The 19,327-nt window shown below is 70.9% G+C and carries 15 protein-coding genes; 7 read left to right on the plus strand and 8 right to left on the minus strand.

Annotated elements, in window-relative coordinates:
• From IE265_RS22000 to IE265_RS22010, 3 genes are all read left to right on the plus strand, one after another.
• Entirely contained in the window at nt 1-2,436 is a 2,436-nt protein-coding gene (locus IE265_RS22000) for a polysaccharide lyase 8 family protein (RefSeq protein WP_190037379.1), read from the plus strand.
• Nucleotides 2,437-2,590: 154 nt separating this feature from the next.
• Nucleotides 2,591-4,183, plus strand: a complete 1,593-nt coding sequence (locus IE265_RS22005; RefSeq protein ID WP_190037380.1) for an acyl-CoA carboxylase subunit beta — start codon at nt 2,591-2,593, stop codon at nt 4,181-4,183.
• A gap of 60 nt (nt 4,184-4,243) precedes the next feature.
• On the plus strand, nt 4,244-4,438 hold the full coding sequence (locus IE265_RS22010) for an acyl-CoA carboxylase subunit epsilon (RefSeq protein WP_190037381.1): 195 nt from the start codon (nt 4,244-4,246) through the stop codon (nt 4,436-4,438).
• A 463-nt stretch (nt 4,439-4,901) separates the two neighbouring features.
• Here IE265_RS22010 and IE265_RS22015 read toward each other — a convergent pair whose 3' ends face one another.
• From IE265_RS22015 to IE265_RS22050, 8 genes are all read right to left on the minus strand, one after another.
• Entirely contained in the window at nt 4,902-5,483 is a 582-nt protein-coding gene (locus IE265_RS22015) for a GTP-binding protein (protein ID WP_030793786.1), read from the minus strand.
• On the minus strand, nt 5,464-6,039 hold the full coding sequence (locus IE265_RS22020; RefSeq protein ID WP_190037382.1) for a DUF742 domain-containing protein: 576 nt from the start codon (nt 6,037-6,039) through the stop codon (nt 5,464-5,466). Before IE265_RS22020 ends, IE265_RS22015 begins: the two co-directional genes overlap by 20 nt.
• Before the next feature lie 92 nt (nt 6,040-6,131).
• The gene (locus tag IE265_RS22025) at nt 6,132-6,545 is read right to left on the minus strand and encodes a roadblock/LC7 domain-containing protein (RefSeq protein WP_005479603.1); all 414 of its coding nucleotides are present in this window, start codon (nt 6,543-6,545) and stop codon (nt 6,132-6,134) included.
• A gap of 10 nt (nt 6,546-6,555) precedes the next feature.
• Nucleotides 6,556-9,789, minus strand: coding sequence for a nitrate- and nitrite sensing domain-containing protein (locus tag IE265_RS22030; RefSeq protein ID WP_190037383.1), 3,234 nt, complete (start codon nt 9,787-9,789; stop codon nt 6,556-6,558).
• Between the two features lie 376 nt (nt 9,790-10,165).
• A complete protein-coding gene (locus tag IE265_RS22035) occupies nt 10,166-10,741 on the minus strand; it encodes a GTP-binding protein (RefSeq protein WP_055614002.1) in 576 nt (191 codons plus the stop codon).
• Nucleotides 10,722-11,120, minus strand: coding sequence for a DUF742 domain-containing protein (locus IE265_RS22040; protein ID WP_190037384.1), 399 nt, complete (start codon nt 11,118-11,120; stop codon nt 10,722-10,724). The genes IE265_RS22035 and IE265_RS22040 overlap by 20 nt, the downstream gene beginning before the upstream one ends.
• Before the next feature lie 102 nt (nt 11,121-11,222).
• Complete coding sequence (locus IE265_RS22045; protein WP_044471908.1) at nt 11,223-11,636, minus strand: roadblock/LC7 domain-containing protein; 414 nt, start codon at nt 11,634-11,636, stop codon at nt 11,223-11,225.
• A gap of 9 nt (nt 11,637-11,645) precedes the next feature.
• Nucleotides 11,646-15,230 carry a nitrate- and nitrite sensing domain-containing protein gene (locus tag IE265_RS22050; RefSeq protein WP_190037385.1) on the minus strand — a complete coding sequence of 1,195 codons (3,585 nt, stop codon included), beginning with the start codon at nt 15,228-15,230 and terminating at the stop codon, nt 11,646-11,648.
• Between the two features lie 599 nt (nt 15,231-15,829).
• Between IE265_RS22050 and IE265_RS22055 the strand changes: the two genes are divergently transcribed.
• The 4 genes from IE265_RS22055 (at nt 15,830) to IE265_RS22070 (ending at nt 19,295) form a co-directional block, all read left to right on the plus strand.
• A complete protein-coding gene (locus IE265_RS22055) occupies nt 15,830-16,018 on the plus strand; it encodes a hypothetical protein (RefSeq protein WP_190037386.1) in 189 nt (62 codons plus the stop codon).
• A gap of 105 nt (nt 16,019-16,123) precedes the next feature.
• A complete protein-coding gene (locus IE265_RS22060) occupies nt 16,124-16,912 on the plus strand; it encodes a fumarylacetoacetate hydrolase family protein (protein WP_190037387.1) in 789 nt (262 codons plus the stop codon).
• Nucleotides 16,905-18,380 (plus strand): glutamate--tRNA ligase, encoded by a 1,476-nt coding sequence (gene gltX, locus IE265_RS22065; RefSeq protein WP_190037388.1) that lies wholly within the window; start codon nt 16,905-16,907, stop codon nt 18,378-18,380. Before IE265_RS22060 ends, gltX begins: the two co-directional genes overlap by 8 nt.
• Before the next feature lie 159 nt (nt 18,381-18,539).
• Nucleotides 18,540-19,295: an HAD family hydrolase gene (locus tag IE265_RS22070; RefSeq protein WP_190037389.1), complete on the plus strand. Its 756-nt coding sequence runs from the start codon at nt 18,540-18,542 to the stop codon at nt 19,293-19,295.
• The last annotated feature ends 32 nt before the right edge of the window (nt 19,296-19,327 follow it).

Consider the following 19,327-nt stretch of genomic DNA (forward strand, 5'->3'; position numbering starts at 1 on the left):
ATGACTCCCAGCCGCCGCACGTTCCTGCTCGCCGCCGCGGTCACCGCGGGCCCCGTGCTCACGCCCGCCGCCCGCGCGCACGCCCTCACCGGCGGCGCGCGGGCGGCGGGCGCGGCCCGGCCCGGCGACGCGGCCGCTGATCCCGCTGATCCCGCTGATCCCGCTGGTTCCGCGGGCTCCGGCGGCGACGCCTACGACACCCTGCGCCTGCGCTGGTTGGAGATCGCCCTCGGCAGCGGCTACGACCCGGCGGCCGAGCCCTACGCCGCCCGCCTCGCCGGGACCGGGGGCCTGGCGCGCGCCCTCCGGCGGTCGATGGCCCCGGCCGCGGGTTCGCTCTGGCCCGGTCACCCGTACGACCCGCCGGCGGGCATCACCCAGAGCTACGGCAGGCTCTGGACGATGGCGCAGGCCTACGTCCAGGAGGGCACCGGCTCGACGGGCGACGAGGGCCTCCTCGCCGACGTCCTGCGCGGCCTGGACCACCTCTCCGAGGGCGTCTACAACCCCTCCACGACGCGCTACGGCAACTGGTGGGAGTGGCAGATCGGTGCCCCGCGGCTGCTCATGGACATCGTCGCGGCGCTCCACGACCGGCTCACGCCCGCGCGGGTGGCCGCGGCCTGCGCCGCCGTCGACCACTTCGTGCCGGACGCCGCGCTGCGCGACTACACGGGCACCTCGACCGGGGCCAACCGGGTCGACCTGTGCCGTTCCGTGGCCCTGCGCGGCGTCCTGGGGAAGGCCCCGGAGAAGATCGCGCTCGCCCGTGACGCCCTGTCGCCGGTCTTCCCCCACGTCACCCGCGGGGACGGGCTCCACGCCGACGGGTCGTTCGTCCAGCACACCCGGGTGGCCTATACGGGGACGTACGGGCAGGTGCTGCTCGACGGGCTCGGCCGGCTGTTCGCGCTGCTCGCGGGATCGCCCTGGGAGGTCACCGACCCCGGCAGGCAGATCGTCCTGGACAGCGTCGAGCGGGCCCACGCCCCCCTGATCCACGACGGGTTGATGATGGACAGCGTCAACGGCCGTGCGATCAGCCGGGGTCACCTCCTCGCCGACGACCGGAACATCATGCGCAGCGACCACTTCCACGGGCAGGCGACGATCGCGGCGATCGCCCTGCTCGCCCGGGGGGCGAGTGCGGCCGAGCGGACACGCTGGCACGGACGGATCAAGGGCTGGATCCAACGGAGCACCGTGGAGCCCATTCTGACGGCTCCTCAGTTCGGCGTGGCGGACCTGGCGAGACTCCACGAGGTGGACCGCTCGGCGGTGGCGCCGACGCCCGAACCGGCGGGGCACCGCCTCTTCGCCGCCATGGACCGGGCCGTCCACCGCGGCCGCGGCTTCACCGCGAACATCGCCATGGCCAGTGACCGGATCGCCCACTACGAGTGCGGCAACGGCGAGAACCCGCGCGGCTGGCACACGGGCGCGGGAATGCTCTACTGGTGGGCCGACGACCCGGCCGAAGGCTCAACCGGCGGTGCCGCCGGCCAGTACACCGACTGGTACTGGCCGACCGTCGACTGGTACCGGCTGCCCGGCACGACCGTGTCGACCCGGCGGCTCGCCGACCGGGCCGGCGGGGAGTGGGGCGAGCCCAGGCCCGACGTCCGCTGGGTCGGCGGTGCGACCGACGGGGAGTTCGCGGCGGTCGGGCAGCACCTGAAGGGGCTCGGCTCGACGCTGGAGGCGCGCAAGTCCTGGTTCTGCCTCGGGGGCGCGATCGTCTGCCTCGGAGCCGGGATCACGGCGGCGGACGGCGTCCCCGTCGAGACGGTCGTGGACAACCGCAACCTGGGGGAGGGCGGCACACAGGCCTTCGTACGGGGTCCGCGCTGGGCCCACCTCGAAGGGCACGGCGGCTGGATCGTGCTGGACGGGGCCGCCCTGCGCACCCTGCGCGAGGACCGCGCCGGAGCGTGGTCCGACATCAACACCGGCAGCACCGCGGAGCGCCGGACCCGTCGCTGGCAGACCCTCTGGATCGACCACGGCACGGACCCGCGGGACGCCTCCTACGCGTACGTCCTCATGCCGGGCGCCTCGCGCCGCACGGTCGCCGCCCGGGCCGCCGAACGCCACCGGTGGTCCGTCCTCGCCAATGATTCCGCCCGGCAGGCCCTGTCCGTGCCGTCCCTGGGGCTCACCGCCGCCAACTTCTGGACGGCCGGCACGGCGGGCGCGCTGACCGTGTCGGCGCCCGCGAGCGCGCTGGTCCGCCGCAGGGGGCGCTCGGCCGTCCTGTGCGTGAGCGGGCCGACGCGCACCGGGGAGCCCGTGGAGGTGGTCTGGGACCACCCCGTGCGCGAGGTGCCGCGTGCCGGTCCGGGGGTCGAGGTGCTCGCCACCGGGCCCCGGCTGAGGCTGCGCGTCACTCCGGGGGAGGCATGTGCCACCCTCGTGTGTGAGGTGGCTCTCGGGTGACGGCTTTGTGTCACTCCTACAAAGCACGAGCCCCCTGAGCAGTCGGATCGCCTGCATGTGGCTGTGGTTCTGTTCAGTGGCACCAGTAAAACGGGCCGGAGACTGTACGGAGTCGACGGCCCCCTTTCCTTGCCGGGCTTCGTATGGTCGCTACATGACCGTTTTGGACGAGACCGGATCCTCGGCCGGCGAACCCGCGGACTCCCGCGGTCGCGTGGCCGAACTGCACGCGATCCGTGCGGAGGCCCTGCGCGGACCGAGCGAGAAGGCGACCGAGGCGCAGCACGCCAAGGGCAAGCTGACGGCCCGGGAGCGCATCGAGCTGCTGCTGGACGCCGGCTCGTTCAACGAGGTCGAGCAGCTGCGCCGGCACCGGGCCACCGGGTTCGGCCTGGAGGCGAAGAAGCCGTACACCGACGGTGTGATCACCGGCTGGGGCACGGTCGACGGCCGCACGGTGTTCGTGTACGCCCACGACTTCCGCATCTTCGGCGGCGCGCTGGGCGAGGCCCACGCCACGAAGATCCACAAGATCATGGACATGGCCATCGCGGCGGGCGCGCCGCTGGTCTCGCTGAACGACGGCGCCGGTGCCCGTATCCAGGAGGGCGTGTCCGCGCTCGCCGGCTACGGCGGCATCTTCCAGCGCAACACCCGCGCCTCGGGTGTCATCCCGCAGATCTCGGTGATGCTCGGCCCGTGCGCGGGCGGTGCCGCCTACAGCCCGGCGCTGACGGACTTCGTGTTCATGGTCCGCGAGACCTCGCAGATGTTCATCACCGGCCCCGACGTCGTCAAGGCGGTCACGGGCGAGGAGATCACCCAGAACGGCCTGGGCGGCGCCGACGTGCACGCCGAGACCTCCGGCGTGGCGCACTTCGCCTACGACGACGAGGAGACGTGCATCGCGGAGGTCCGCTACCTCCTGTCGATGCTGCCCTCCAACAACCGCGAGAACCCGCCGGTCGTCCCCTCCGAGGACCCGGCGGACCGCCGCTCCGAGGTGCTGCTCGACCTGGTCCCGGCCGACGGCAACCGCCCCTACGACATGACCAAGGTCATCGAGGAACTCGTCGACGACGGCGACTACCTGGAGGTCCACGAGCGCTGGGCCCGGAACATCATCTGCGCCCTGGCCCGGCTCGACGGCCAGGTCGTGGGCATCGTCGCCAACCAGCCGCAGAGCCTGGCCGGCGTCCTGGACATCGAGGCGTCGGAGAAGGCTGCGCGCTTCGTCCAGATGTGCGACGCTTTCAACATCCCCATCATCACCCTGCTGGACGTCCCCGGCTTCCTGCCGGGTGTCGACCAGGAGCACGGCGGGATCATCCGGCACGGCGCCAAGCTGCTGTACGCGTACTGCAACGCGACCGTGCCGCGGATCTCGCTCATCCTGCGCAAGGCGTACGGAGGCGCGTACATCGTGATGGACAGCCAGTCCATCGGCGCCGACCTGACGTACGCGTGGCCGACGAACGAGATCGCGGTGATGGGCGCGGAGGGCGCGGCCAACGTCATCTTCCGCCGCCAGATCGCGGAGGCCGAGGACCCCGAGGCGATGCGCGTGCGCATGGTCAAGGAGTACAAGGCCGAGCTGATGCACCCGTACTACGCGGCCGAGCGCGGTCTGGTCGACGACGTCGTCGACCCCTCGGAGACCCGCGAGATCCTCGCCCGGTCCCTCGCGATGCTCCGCACCAAGCACGCGGACCTGCCCTCCCGCAAGCACGGGAACCCGCCGCAGTAGTAACCCGGCGGACCCGCCGCGGCAACCCCCCGGACCTCTCTCCCACGGAGAATCGCACCCATGGACATGCCTGACATTCGCGTCGAGAAGGGCCACGCCGAGCCCGAGGAGGTCGCCGCCATCACGGCCATCCTCCTGGCCCGCGCGGCCTCCGCCCCCGTCGCCGCCCCGGCCCACCGAGGCCGTGCGAAGGCCGGCTGGCGCCGGCTGGAGCGGGAGCCCGGCTTCCGCGCCCCGCACAGCTGGCACGGCTGAGCACCCGGACACGGTACGAGAAGGCCCGCCTCCCCCACGGGGGAGGCGGGCCTTCGCCGTGCAGGCGGGGGAGCGACGCGCACGGCGGCGCGGAGCGGGATCCGTTCGGGAAGGGACGGGCCTGCTGCCGGGCACCCCTGCCGGTCCGCCGCGGCGGACCGGCAGGGGTGCCCGGCAGCGCGGTCCCGAGAGGCCGACCGTCCGTGACGGCCCTGTGGCGGGCTGTGGGCCGTCCGGGGCGCCAGAGGTCCGGACCTCCGCCGCCGGGCCCGCCGGCGGCCCGCCAGGCCCGTCAGAGCCCTCTGCGCGGTGACGGCGGTCACCCCGGGCGCGTGGCAGCGGTCACCGGGGACGCGCGAGCCTTCGCCGTGTCCGGCCGACGGGTTCGGGCCGGCCGGACACGGCGAAGGGGCGCCCTCTCCGACCCGGAGAGGGCGCCCCTTTCGTTCGCGCGGTCGCGGTACTACCGCAGGCGTGCCATGAGCGCGTGCTCGACCAGGGTGATGAGCGCGGACTTGGCGTCGGCGCGGTGGCGGGCGTCCGTCGTGATGATCGGGGCGTCCGGGCCGATCTGCAGGGCTTCGCGGACCTCGTCCGGGTTGTACGGCTGGTTGCCGTCGAAGCCGTTGAGGGCGATGACGAACGGCAGTCCGCTGTTCTCGAAGTAGTCGACCGCGGGGAAGCAGTCGGCGAGACGGCGGGTGTCGACGAGCACGATCGCGCCGATCGCGCCGCGCACCAGGTCGTCCCACATGAACCAGAAGCGGTCCTGACCGGGCGTACCGAAGAGGTACAGGATCAGGTCCTGGTCCAGGGTGATACGGCCGAAGTCCATGGCCACCGTGGTGGTGGTCTTGTCCCCGGTGTGGGTCAGGTCGTCGATGCCCGCGGACGCGGACGTCATGACGGCCTCGGTACGCAGCGGGTTGATCTCCGAGACGGCCCCGACGAACGTGGTCTTGCCCACGCCGAAGCCGCCCGCCACCACGATCTTCGCGGACGTGGTGGAGCGGGAAGGCCCTCCGCTAGAGCTTGCGAAGTCCACTGAGCACCCTTTCGAGCAAAGTCACGGCAGGCAGGCCGCCGGCGTTTTCGTCGCCGCCGGGCTGATGAATGGCGACCAGGCCCGCTTCCGCCAAGTCGGCGACGAGGATCCTGGCTACGCCGAGAGGCATGGTCAGAAGGGCCGAGATCTCGGCCACCGACTTGATCTCACGGCAGAGGTTGCAGATGCGCTGATGCTCGGGCAACTGCCCCTGCATCTGGTGCGGCTGAGCGGTGGTGTGCACCAGCGCCTCGATGGCGAGCTGGTAGCGGGGCCTGGTACGTCCACCCGTCATGGCGTACGGACGGACCAGGGGGTTGTGCGCAGCCCCGGCGGGCGCCGCGTCCGGAGAGCGGCGCTGCGGCTGCACCGGCTGGATGCGCGGTGCGGACGGCTGGTCGTACGGCGAGGACCCGGGGCCCGGTGCGTAGGGCTGGTGCTGCGGGGTGGGTGCGGAGGGGAAGTTGTACCGGTTCGGCGCGCCTTCGCCGCCCTGGCCCTGGCCGGAGCCGTAGGACCAGTTGCCCGAAGACGAACCGCCTGGGGGTGTTGCCACTTTCTCCTCCTCCGACTGTGCCGGGCCCGTCACTGTGGGGCCGCGTCCCGAAACCTTACGGCCACGGGACGCCAAAACGCATCGCTTGTCTGTTAGTTGAGAAGGCTCCCCTGGAGCTCCGCACGCAGATCCGGCGTCAGAACGGTACCGGCACGGTCCACCAGAAGGGCCATCTCGTACCCGATGAGGCCGATGTCCGCTTCGGGATGCGCGAGGACCGCGAGCGAGGAACCGTCGGAAACGGACATGATGAACAGGAATCCCCGCTCCATCTCCACAACCGTCTGATTCACGCTGCCGCCCTCGAAGATGCGCGACGCACCCGCGGTCAGCGAGGTGAGACCCGACGCGACGGCCGCAAGCTGGTCGGCGCGGTCGCGCGGGAATCCTTCGGACATCGCCAGAAGGAGTCCGTCGGCGGAGACCACCACCGTGTGCGACACCCCGGGGGTGTTGTCCACGAAGTTGGTGATCAACCAGTTCAGGTTCTGCGCCGCCTGGCTCATCGGGCTCACACTAACGCTCCTGGTTGTAGGTGCTGTCAGAGCCGAAACCCTGACCGTTCGAGTCACTGCCTGCGTTGCGTCCCCGCTCGACACCCCGGCGCAGGTTGCTCAGCCTGCCCCGTACGTCCTCGGGAGCGCGGGAGACCTGGGGGCCGCCCTGGGGGGTCGATTCGGCGGTGCCCTCGACCAGGTTGGCCTTCGGTACCCGCCGCGGCAGGCCGGAGGAGGTGACCCCGCCCGCCTTGGGCTTCTTCAGCTGTTCGGCACGCTGCCACCGCTGGTCGTTGGACGACTGCCAGTCGGCGTTGCCGCTTCCGTTGCTGTCGCCGCCGTCCTGGCGGGCGGGCGAACCCAGTCCCGCGGACTGCTGGGCACCGCCGCCCGCGGTGGCTCCGCGGCGGGGAAGCCCCGCGTCGGTGGCCCCGCGGCGGGGGAGACCCGCGTCGGTGACAGTGCGAGCGGCCGAGGCCGCTCCCGGACGGTTGAAGCCTACGTGGTCCTGCTCGGCCGCGTCAGCGACCTGCGAGGATTCCGCTTCCTGCCCGTAGTCGGAACCATAGCCGTTCTGGTATCCGTCCTGCTGCGGCCAGTCGTCCTGGTAGGACGGCTCGCCGAAGGCGGCGAAGCCCTCCTGGGCCGGTGCGTGGCCCTGCGGCTGGTCCTCCTGGACCGGCTCCGCATAGCCCTGCTCCGGGTATCCGCCGTTCGCCGGGAAGTACGTCTCGTCGTACGACGCCTGCTGCGGCTCCTCGTACGACGTCTGCTGGTCGTACGAGGGCGACTCGGTGTAGGCGGACGCGTTGCCGTCGTACGCCGGCTGGCCGTTCTCGTAGCCCTGCTGCTGGTCGAACTCGTCGCCGAAGGCCGGAGCCTCGCCGTCGGGACCGTGCGTCTGGGCCTCCAGGGCCGCACGGCGCTCCTCGCGGACCAGCGAGCGGCCCACCGGGTCGAGCTCACGGATGTCGTCCGGGACCTCGGTGCTGTAGCGGCTGTCGTCGAAGCCCAGCTCCGCGGCCGTGCGCATCGGCGCCTGGCCCATCTGGAACTGCTCGCCCTGGAACGCCTGCTGCTGCTCCGGGATGATCTGCGAGACCGTGAAGTCCTCGCGCTGCATCTGGTGGTCGCCACCGCCACCGTGGGTGATGGCGTCGGGGAGCATGACGAGCGAGGTCGTGCCGGCCTGCTCGCCCGAGGGGCGGAGCTGGACGCGGATGCCGTGCCGGTCGGACAGTCGGCCGACCACGAACAGGCCCATGCGCTGCGAGATCGCGGCGTCCACGGTCGGCGGGTTGGCCAGCTTGTGGTTGATGTCCGCGAAGTCCTCGGCGGTGAGGCCGATGCCCTTGTCGTGGATCTCGACCATCACACGGCCGTCGGGGAGACGGGTCGCGGTGACGCGGACCTTGGTCTGCGGGGAGGAGAACGTGGTGGCGTTCTCCAGGAGCTCGGCGAGCAGGTGCACGAGGTCGGTCACGGCACGGCCGTGGATCTCGGCCTCCGGAACACCGGAGAGCTCGATGCGCTCGTACTGCTCCACCTCGGAGGAGGCGGCGCGCAGCACGTCGACCAGCGGGACCGGCTGGTCCCAGCGGCGGCCGGGCTCCTCGCCGGCGAGGACCAGGAGGTTCTCGCCGTTGCGGCGCATACGGGTCGCGAGGTGGTCCAGGCGGAAGAGGTTCTCCAGCTGGTCCGGGTCGGCCTCGTTGTTCTCCAGGTCGGTGATCAGGGTCAGCTGGCCCTCGATCAGCGACTGGTTGCGGCGCGACAGGTTGGTGAAGATCGCGTTGATGTTGCCTCGCAGCAGAGCCTGCTCGGCGGCCAGTCGGACGGCCTCGCGGTGGACCTGGTCGAAGGCGCGGGCGACTTCGCCGATCTCGTCCGTCGTGGTGATCGGGATGGGCGTGACACGCGTGTCGACGCGACCCGGATCCGTACGGGAGAGCTGGTCGACCAGCATCGGCAGGCGCTGCTCGGCGACGCCGAAGGCGGCGTTGCGGAGCTGGCGCATCGAGCGGCTCATCTGGCGGGCCACCATGCCGGCCAGGATGAACGCGGCGAGCAGGGCGATGACGACCGCGGCACCGGTGATGAAGGCGTCGCGCTGGGCGTCGTCGGCGATGCCCGAGGCCTCGTTCACCGCCTTGTCGGCGAGGTCGGTCTCGATCGCGCGGTACGCGTTGTACTTGCCGGTGTTGACCGCCCACCAGTTCTGGACCGTGATGCCGTCCTCGGCGAGCGCGAGGCGCGCGGAGGGGTCGGTGGTCTGCATCGACGCGAGGCCGGCGACCATCTTGGTCGGGTCCTTGGGCGGCGGGACGTAGGCCTGGTTCTTCGCCGCGGCGGCCGCGGCGGCCTCCTTGGCCTGGCTCACGCCGTCGGCCTCGAGCTGCCTCTTGGCCTGTTCGAGCTTGGCCGCGTCGGCGTCGGTGCCACCGCCGATGTACTCCTCGATGGCGATGCCCTCGAGGTAGGCGTAGGAGGAGAGGGCCACGCGCTGCTGGCCCAGGCTCTTGTCGGTCGGCCCGGGCTTGATGAGCAGGTGGGTGCCGATGGACCGCTGCAGCGAGAGGGCGGCCTTGGAGAGGCCGATCGCGTAGACGGTCCGGCCGTAGCTGGTGATGTTGCCGGTGCCCAGACCGAGTTCGTTGGCGAACTCCATCAGCGGGTGCTGGATCTCGACGTAGCCCTCTTCGGTCTGCACACCGGTGAGCTTCGAGGTGTACGCGACCTTGCGCAGGGTGTCGAGCTTGGGCTCCGACTTGCGGAACAGGGACAGGCGGCGCTCGAGGCCCGGCTTGTCCGGCATGTTCTTCGCGGCCTCGTTGAACTCGACCGCGGCGGCGTCCGTGGCGCGGCGCGCCTTCACGACGGTCGCGTCGTTCTGGCCCTTGCCCTGGAGCAGCGGGCCGGCCGTGGTGTCGCGCTCCACGTACAGCCTGTCGCCGTAGGTCAGCGCGGCCCGGACCAGACGCGCGGTGTTCTCCGCGTCCTCGGCCTCCTGCCAGGTGTCGATCGAGCCCTTCACCTGGAAGCCGCCCATGACCAGGCCGACCATCACGGGTATGAGCAGGATCGCGTTCAGCCGCGTCGGCACACGCCAGTTGCGCGGGGAGAAACGGCTGCCGCTGGGAGCGGGTGGGGCCGTCGGCTCCGAGCCGGGCATGTTCGCGGGTGCCGCTCCGCGCGGCGGCGGGGTGAAGTTGCCCCGTGCCGACGGCTCGGGACCGTTCTTGCTTCGCCTCACTCGACCAACAACCTCTCGGCGTCGGCACCTTCGTCGTGCCGCCTGTGTCTTCCGGCCCTTGCTACTGGGCAGTTCTGGCATTTCAGCACGTCAGGGTCTGCAGTTCCAAACACTCGGAAGCGAAGATTCCGTGTGATGTGGGCCCCAGATAAAACGGTCATAAAGAGCGAGCCCCGCCAAAAAGCGGGGCCGATGTGAGCGCAGCGGCACCAGCCGACCGCGACGCGTGGCGGTGCCCCTGGATTTCTCTGTCGAAACGTTATGAACACCGAGGCCGACCGTGTCAAACGACACAGCCGGCTCCGGTGCTACTACGACAACTGCCGTACGACGTTGTCCATTTGAATGCCGGGCCGAGGGCCCCCTGGCGGACTGCCTAGCGCAGGCGTGCCATCAGGGCGTGCTCGACCAGGGTGATGAGCGCGGACTTGGCGTCGGCGCGGTGGCGGGCGTCCGTCGTGATGATCGGGGCGTCCGGGCCGATCTGCAGGGCCTCGCGGACCTCGTCCGGCGTGTACGGCTGGTGCCCGTCGAAGCCGTTGAGGGCGATGACGAACGGCAGTCCGCTGTTCTCGAAGTAGTCGACCGCGGGGAAGCAGTCGGCCAGCCTGCGGGTGTCCACCAGTACGACGGCGCCGATCGCGCCGCGCACCAGGTCGTCCCACATGAACCAGAAGCGGTCCTGACCGGGCGTACCGAAGAGGTACAGGATCAGGTCCTGGTCCAGGGTGATACGGCCGAAGTCCATGGCCACCGTGGTGGTGGTCTTGTCCCCGGTGTGGGTCAGGTCGTCGATCCCCGCGCTCGCCGAGGTCATGACGGCCTCGGTCCGCAGCGGGTTGATCTCGGAGACGGCACCTACGAACGTGGTCTTGCCCACGCCGAAGCCACCTGCCACCACGATCTTTGCGGAGGTGGTGGCACGCCCTCCGTCAGAGCTTGCGAAGTCCACTGAGCACCCTTTCGAGCAGTGTCACGTCCGGGGCGCCGCCATTGCCCTCGTCGCCACCGGGCTGGTGGATTGCGACGAGACCGGCCTCCGCGAGGTCCGCAACGAGAATCCGTGCCACGCCCAGCGGCATGGACAAGAGGGCCGAGACCTCGGCCACCGATTTGACCTCACGGCACAGGTGGCAGATCCGCTGGTGCTCGGGGAGCAATCCCATCAGCGCTGCCGGGTCGGCCGTGGTGCTGATCAGTGCCTCGATGGCGAGCTGGTAGCGCGGCCGGGTCCGGCCGCCGGTCATCGCGTACGGACGTACCAGCGGCTGGTCGCCCTCGTCCCCGTACGGCTCGGCGTACGGATCGTGAGAGGCGGTGGGCGGGGTCATGAATCCTCCGGGCGGGACAGCAAGTGGGTCAGTCGTGCCGTCTGACGGGGCCGGTGGGGGGAGGGCGGCCGGACGGTTTTGAGTACGTTCGGTGAATCCTTGCTAGTGGAGCAGGCTGCCCTGGAGCTCCGCTCGCAGATCCGGTGTGAGCACAGCGCCCGCACGGTCCACGAGCAGAGCCATCTCGTATCCGACGAGGCCGATGTCGCAGTCCGGGTGGGAGAGGACCGCGAGGGACGACCCGTCCGAGACGGACATGAGGAAGAGGAATCCCCGCTCCATCTCGACGACGGTCTGGGCCACCGTGCCGCCCTCGAAGATCCGGGACGCCCCGGCCGTGAGGGACGTGAGTCCGGAGGCGACGGCCGCGAGCTGGTCGGCGCGGTCGCGCGGGAAGCCCTCGGACATCGCCAGGAGAAGGCCGTCTGCGGACACGACGACGGTGTGGGACACCCCGGGGGTGTTGTCAACGAAGTTGGTGATCAACCAGTTGAGGTTCTGTGCCGCCTGGCTCATCTGGCTCAACTAACGCTCCTGCTGGTGAGTGGGGCTGGGGAAGCTGCCGGTCTGGCCGCTGCCGGCCTGCCGGCCCTGCTGAATGCCCCTACGAAGATTGGTCAGCCGGCCACGTACGTCATCGGGCGCACGCGAAACCTGCGGACCGCTTTGGTGCTGTTGCTGCTGAGCCGTCCCCGCCACGAGGTTCGCGCGGGGGACCCGGCGCGGCAGACCCGAGACGGTCACGCCACCCGCGGAGGGCTGGCGTACCCGCTCGGCCTGCCGGCCGAGTTCGTCATTGGGGGTGCTCCGCCAGGAGGCGGACGCTGCGGCGGGCGCCGGACGCTGCGGGGCCGCGGGAGCCTGGGAAGGCTGCTGCGGTACCTGCTCGCCCTGAGTGCCGTGACCGCCCTGAGTCTGGTTGAACCAGTTCGTCTCAAGCGTGTCGTACAGCGGCGTCCGCCCGTCACCGGGACTCGTCGCCGGCGGCAGGGCCTCGGGCTCCTGGGGGAGCGCGGGACGCCTGCGCGTCTGCGGACGCTGGGGCCGCTGCTGCGAGCCGGAACCGTTGGTCCCGGGCCGCTCGTACTGACCGGTGCCGCCGCCCTGCCCGGCACCGTAACCCTGGAACTGACCGGTGTCCGGCTGAACGTCCCGGCCCGGCGCCGCGTACTGACCGGTGGAACCACCGTCATAGCCGGGCATCGGGAACTGTCCGGTGGAGGCCGGACCCCGGTTGTACTGGCCGTTCTGTCCGGCCCCGGAGTTCTGCGCGCCGAACGAGTCCGGGCGGGCGAACGATCCGGTGCTGTGGTTGTCGTTGATCCTGGGCAGCTGCGAGGTGGCGTCCTGCTCCTCGTGGCCGCGCGGGGCGTCCATCGGTGAACGGGGCACCGGCGGCTGGGCGTTGTCGTCGCTCCAGCTCGGGCGCTGCTGGTTGCCGCCCGGCAGCTCGGCACGCGGACCGCTGTTGCGGGGCGGTGACTGCTGCGGGCGACGGCCCTGGTCGCCGTTGACCGGACGCTGCTGGGGCTGCGAGGGCACCTGGCCGCGGTTGCCGCCGCCCATGGTGTCCTGGCGGTTGCCGCCGAACGCGTCCTGCCGTCCGCCGTCGTTGTAGCCCTGGGCCGCACCGGCCTGGGCCGGCCTGCCCTGCGGGGGCGGCGGGGTCTGGGGGCGTGCGCCGCCCTGGCCGCCGGGGCGGCCGTTGGTCTCGGGGCGGGGGAGTGCGGCCCGGGGACCCGAGCCCGCTCCCACCTGGCCGCGCTGCGGCGCCGGGTTGAGCCGGCCCGTGTTGTTGCCGCCCGAGGGGCCCGTGCCGAGTGCGGGGCCGCCGGAACCGCCCCGACGCGCCGCCGCGACACCGGCTGCGGCCTGCGCCGCGGCCGGACCGCCACCGGTGGGAGCGCCCTGGCCGGGCTTGCCCGGAAGCTTCTTGCCGCCCTGGGCGACATCGACGGGCAGCATGACCAGCGCGGTCGTGCCGCCGGAGTCGGACGGGCGGAGCTGGATGCGGATGCCGTGCCTCTGCGACAGACGACCGACCACGAAGAGGCCCATGCGGCGGGAGACCGACACGTCCACGGTGGGCGGCGACGCGAGCCGCTCGTTGATCGCCGCGAGGTCCTCGGGCGACAGGCCGATTCCGGTGTCGTGGATCTCGATCAGTACGCGCCCGTCGGGCAGCGCGTGACCGGTGACCTTGACCTTGGTCTGCGGCGAGGAGAAGGAGGTCGCGTTCTCGAGCAGCTCGGCGAGGAGGTGCACGAGGTCGTTGACCACGCGGCCGGCCACCTCGGTGGTGGGCACCGACGAGAGCTCGATGCGCTCGTACTGCTCCACCTCGGAGGCGGCGGCGCGGAGCACGTCGACCAGCGGGACCGGACGGGTCCAGCGCCGGCCGGGCTCCTCACCCGCGAGGACGAGGAGGTTCTCACCGTTACGACGCATGCGGGTCGCGAGGTGGTCGAGCTTGAAGAGCGAGGAGAGCTGGTCCGGGTCGGCCTCGCGGGACTCCAGTTCGGAGATGAGCGAGAGCTGGCGCTGGATGAGGCCCTGGGAACGGCGCGAGAGGTTGGTGAACATCGCGTTGACGTTGCCTCGGAGGAGGGCCTGCTCGGCGGCCAGTCGGACCGCCTCACGGTGCACGTCGTCGAAGGCCGCGGCCACCTGGCCGATCTCGTCCTTGGAGTGCACACCGACGGACTCGACGGAGGTGTCGACGTCCTGCGGGTCCGACTCGGAGAGCTGCTTGACCAGCTCGGGCAGGCGTTCCTGGGCGACCTTCGTCGCGGTGTCCTGGAGCCGGCGCAGCGAGCGGATCATGGATCGGGCCACCACGAAGGCGCCGACCAGCGAGACGCCGAGGACGATCAGGATGAGCGCACCGGAGATGATGGCTTCCTGCTCGGACTCGTTGCGCAGCTCGCGGGCCTTCTGCTCCATCTCGTTGAGCAGCGTGAGCTCGATCTTCTTCATTTCCTGGAGCTTGGACGAGTCGGCGTCCACCCAGTCCAGGTACGAGCGCTTCGCCTGGAGCCGCAGACCGTTCTCGCGCTCGAGGACGTTCTCCGCGTAGCGGTCGGCGCCCTCGATGATCGGGCTCGGGTCGTCGATCGGCTTGGTGAGGCTGGCCTCGTTGCCCTCGTAGATGCTCCGGAACTGCGTGAGTTCGAAGCCCTGGTTCTTGAAGGCGGAGAGCGCGTACTGACGGTCGTTCTCGGAGAGGTCCCCGTAGGTGCCGTCGGTGGTCGGCAGGGCCGCCGCGATGACCGCGCGCTGCACCGACGCGTACTCCTTGGCGGTCGAGAAGGCCGCCAGGGCGCGGGTGCGCTGGATCATCTCGGGATTGCTGGTCGCCTCGGCCATGTCCTGCGAGAGGCCGAGCAGCTGCTCGATGAGCCGGTGGTACGCCTCGACCGTCTGGGCGGAGTTCTGCTCGTCCTGGAAGGCGCTGTTGCGGATCTCCCGGAGCTTGCCCAGCTGGGTGGCGATGGCCACGACGTTGTCGCGGACGCCGTCGAGGCTCTCCGTGTCCGTCGTGTCGTCGAGCTCGTGCGTGCCCTCCATGAAGGCGGACACGGAGCGGTCGGTCTTCTCACGCAGGCCCTTGACCGCGAAGTCGGTCGCCTTGACACCGTGCGAGAGCGGGCCGGCGGACTTGTCGCGCTCGTCCTGGAGCGCGACGGCCAGCTCGGTCGCGTGCTTGGTCATGTCGGTCAGCAGCTTCATGTTCTCGAGCTGCTGGATCTCGTCCATGGTGTCGCTGATGCGCAGGGCGCCCAGCGAGGTGGCCGCGACCACGGGGAGCGCGAGCAGCGAGACCAGACGCGTGGAGATGCGCCAGTTGCGCAGGGCTACGCGCGACCCCGGACCGGGTGGGGTCCTCGGTGTCGGCGGTATGGAGGGTGAGGTGCCCGGAGCACCGTTCCCCCCGTTCTGACCGCCCTTGCCCTGGAAGCCCTTGAGCGTGCCGGAGCGCGCGGAGCCACTGTCGCCGGCTTGTGCCGGTCCCGGGTTATGGGCGTGCTGGGGCGAGGAACCGCGGTCGGTCCCGCCATGCGGCTCCGGCTCCGCCGAAGCGCTGCCATCCCTCTTGAAACGTCCCTGCACTAGCGTCGCAACCTCTGGACCAGGCGTCTCTCCGCGTGAACGGCTGAGACGGTGTCGGCGTCTTGGGCGTGCCCTGAATGCACACCCATGGTGGTCTTGAGTGACCGGCGCAGGTTCCCCCTTCCCGCCGCCACGCGGCGCTGCGTTGCGCCCCCTGCGCGCCGGTGTTCCCGCGGCGGTCCGAGGAATTCCAGCACAGTGCAGGATCTCCAACAAGGCCCATGAGCCATGCTGTGACCTACGTGACGCCTTGTGAGGGAGGGGTTACGGGATGTGGAATGTGACCCCCTGCATAGCGGACATACAGCGGCGAACCCCATGCGGGGAGGGGGTGTCCCAGTCGCGATGATCAGGAGCGGAATGACTGCTTCAGTGGAGCAATGTCCGTTTCGGGGCATCGGGTGGGTGGCCCGGATTGGGCGTTTTGACCCCTAGTGAGTGAGCAAACTCACACGTCGATCACCGCGTCTTCACGTCATCCCCAGGGAATCGGATGTTTAGCCTGACGCTTTACAGGGATGGCAAATCCGACAACCCGCGCCGAGGCGACGGTTTCCGAGCCCGCCCGGCGCCCGTACCGACAGGGTCCGAAACCGCAGATGAAGACGACGATGATGTTCCGCAACATAGCCAATCCGCGACGCACCACGCTGGCCCACCTCGAGGACGCCGAGGAGCTGCGTACGCAGGAACTGCTGGAGCACTCCGTCGAGCTCCCCGCCCAGACCGCGAACCCCCGCCGCACGATCCTGATGGACGTCCCGGTCGCGGCCGGCGTCGCGGAGTAGGTGTCCCGCCGCCACCCCGCCGCACGGTCGCGAGGTGGCGGCCCCCTGCCGCGTTAGCCTGGAGCGTCAGACTCCGGCCAGCTCAGTGAGGGGCGCAAGGATCCCGTGCGCATCGCCAGGTTCTCCATCGACGGCAACGTCGCGTTCGGCGCGGTCGAGGGCGAGAGCCCTCCTGGATCGACGGACGGACTCGTCCTCGACATCATCAAGGGCATCCCGTTCGCGGACTTCGAGCTCTCCGGCACGAAGGTCCCGCTGAGCAAGGTCCGCCTCCTGCCGCCCGTCCTCCCCAACAAGGTCGTGGCCTTCGGCCGCAACTACGCGGAGCACGCCAGGGAACTGGGCAACGAGGTCCCCGACGCCCCGTTCGCCTTCTTCAAGCCGTCCACCTCCGTGACCGGCCCGGGGGACGCCATCGCGTACCCCTCCTTCTCCAGCGAGCTGCACCACGAGGCCGAACTCGCCGTGGTCATCGGCCGCATGTGCCGTGAGGTCCCCCGCGAACGCGTCAAGGACGTCATCCTCGGCTACACCTGCGCCAACGACGTCACGGCGCGGGACGTCCAGCGGCGCGAGAAGCAGTGGGCCCGGGCGAAGGGCTTCGACACCGCCTGCCCGCTCGGCCCCTGGGTGGAGACGGACCTCGACCCCGGCGACCTCACCATCCAGTGCACGGTCAACGGGCAGCAGCGCCAGCTCGGGCGCACCAGCGAGATGATCCACTCCATCGAGGACCTGATCGTCAACATCACCGAGGCCATGACGCTGCTTCCCGGCGACGTGATCCTCACGGGCACCCCCGCCGGGGTCGGCCCACTGAACGTCGGCGACGAGGTCGCCGTCACCATCGAAGGCATCGGCACTCTCACCAACAAGGTGATCAAGCGTGGCTAACGGCTCCGTCCGCGTACGTTTCTGTCCGTCCCCGACCGGCAACCCCCACGTGGGCCTGGTCCGCACGGCACTGTTCAACTGGGCGTACGCCCGCCACACCGGCGGCACGTTCGTCTTCCGCATCGAGGACACCGACGCGGCCCGCGACTCCGAGGAGTCGTACCAGCAGCTCCTCGACTCGCTGCGCTGGCTCGGCTTCGACTGGGACGAGGGCCCCGAGATCGGCGGGCCCCACGCGCCGTACCGCCAGTCCCAGCGCATGGACACCTACCGCGAGATCGCCGGCAGGCTGCTCGACGCCGGGCACGCGTACCACTGCTACTGCTCGACGGAGGAGCTGGACGCGCGCCGCGACGCCGCCCGCGCCGCCGGCAGGCCCTCCGGGTACGACGGCCACTGCCGTGAGCTGACCGCGGAGCAGAAGGCGGCCTACGAGGCGGAGGGCCGCACCCCGATCGTCCGCTTCCGGATGCCCGACGAGGCGATCACCTTCACGGACCTGGTCCGCGGCGAGATCACCTACCTCCCGGAGAACGTGCCGGACTTCGGCATCGTCCGGGCGAACGGCGCGCCCCTCTACACCCTGGTCAACCCGGTCGACGACGCCCTGATGGAGATCACCCACGTCCTGCGCGGCGAGGACCTGCTCTCCTCCACCCCGCGGCAGATCGCGCTCTACAAGGCGCTGATCGAGCTGGGTGTCGCCAAGGAGACCCCGGCCTTCGGGCACCTCCCGTACGTGATGGGCGAGGGCAACAAGAAGCTCTCCAAGCGCGACCCGGAGTCCTCGCTCAACCTCTACCGCGAGCGCGGATTCCTCCCCGAGGGACTGCTGAACTACCTCTCCCTGCTCGGCTGGTCGCTCTCGGCGGACCGCGACATCTTCGGCGTCGACGAGATGGTCGCCGCGTTCGACGTCACGGACGTGAACCCGAACCCGGCCCGCTTCGACCTCAAGAAGTGCGAAGCCGTCAACGCCGACCACATCCGGCTGCTCGACGTGAAGGACTTCGCGGCGCGCTGCGCCCCCTGGCTGAAGGCCCCGTTCGCCCCCTGGGCGCCCGAGGACTTCGACCAGGCGAAGTGGGACGCCGTCGCCCCGCACGCCCAGACCCGTCTCAAGGTGCTCTCCGAGATCACCGACAACGTCGACTTCCTGTTCCTGCCGGAGCCGGTCTTCGACGAGGCGTCCTGGACGAAGGCCATGAAGGAGGGCTCGGACGCCCTGCTCCGCACGGCCCGGGAGAAGCTGGAGTCCGCCGACTGGAACTCCGCCGAGTCCCTCAAGGAGGCGGTCCTCGCCGCGGGTGAGGCACACGGCCTCAAGCTCGGCAAGGCCCAGGCCCCGGTCCGGGTCGCCGTCACCGGCCGCACGGTCGGGCTGCCCCTCTTCGAGTCCCTGGAGGTGCTGGGCCGGGAGAGGACGCTGGCCCGCATCGACGCGGCGCTCGGCAGGCTGGCCGCCTGACCGCACGGCACACGTACTGAGGGAGGGGGCGGCGTCCGGTCCGGACGCCGCCCCCTCCCTCAGTACGTGGCCTCCGCCCCGGGGGGTCCCGGCCCGTGCCGGCGCGGTGCGGCCGCGGACCGCCGGACAGGGCGGAAGGGTCCGGGTTACCGTCGATTCATGACGATCAGAGCCGTGGTGTGGGACGTGGACGACACGATTTTCGACTACACCGCGGCGGACCGCGCCGGGATGCGCGGACACCTGGCCGCCGAGGGCCTGCTCGACGCGTTCCCCTCCGTCGAGCAGGCCCTCGACCGCTGGCGGGAGCTGACCGACCTGCAGTGGGAGCGCTTCGCGGCGGGCGGTGTGGACTGGGAGACCAGCCGCCGGGACCGCGTGCGGGCCTTCGTGGACCGTCCGCTGACCGACCCCGAGGCTGAGGACTGGTTCCAGCGGTACCTGCGGCACTACGAGGGCGCCTGGGCGCTGTTCCCCGACGTGCTGCCCGTCCTCGACGCCCTGGCGGGCAGCCACCGCCACTCGGTGCTCTCCAACTCCAGCCTGCGCGTCCAGGAGCACAAGCTGCGCGTCCTCGGTGTGCGGGACCGCTTCGAGTCCGTCCTGTGCGCGGCCGAACTCGGCGTCCACAAGCCGGCGGCGGAGGCCTTCCACGCGGCCTGCGACGCCCTGGAACTGTCGCCGCGCGAGGTCGCGTACGTGGGCGACCACCCGGAGATCGACGGACGGGGCGCCGCCGACGCGGGGCTGTTCTCGGTCTGGATCGACCGCGCCGGAGTGAGGGCGGTCACGGCCCCCGGGGAGGCGCCGGAGGCCGGGCGGCCCACCGGCCCGCGCCGGATCGCCTCGCTGGCCGAACTCCCCGCGATCCTCCGCCTCGATACCCGTTTTGGAGCGCCGTCCACCTTCGGGTAATGTTCTTCCTGCGCCGCCGGACAGCGGGCCGA

Source organism: Streptomyces fructofermentans, assembly GCF_014651055.1.
In the GTDB taxonomy this organism is placed as follows: Bacteria; Actinomycetota; Actinomycetes; order Streptomycetales; family Streptomycetaceae; genus Streptomyces; species Streptomyces fructofermentans.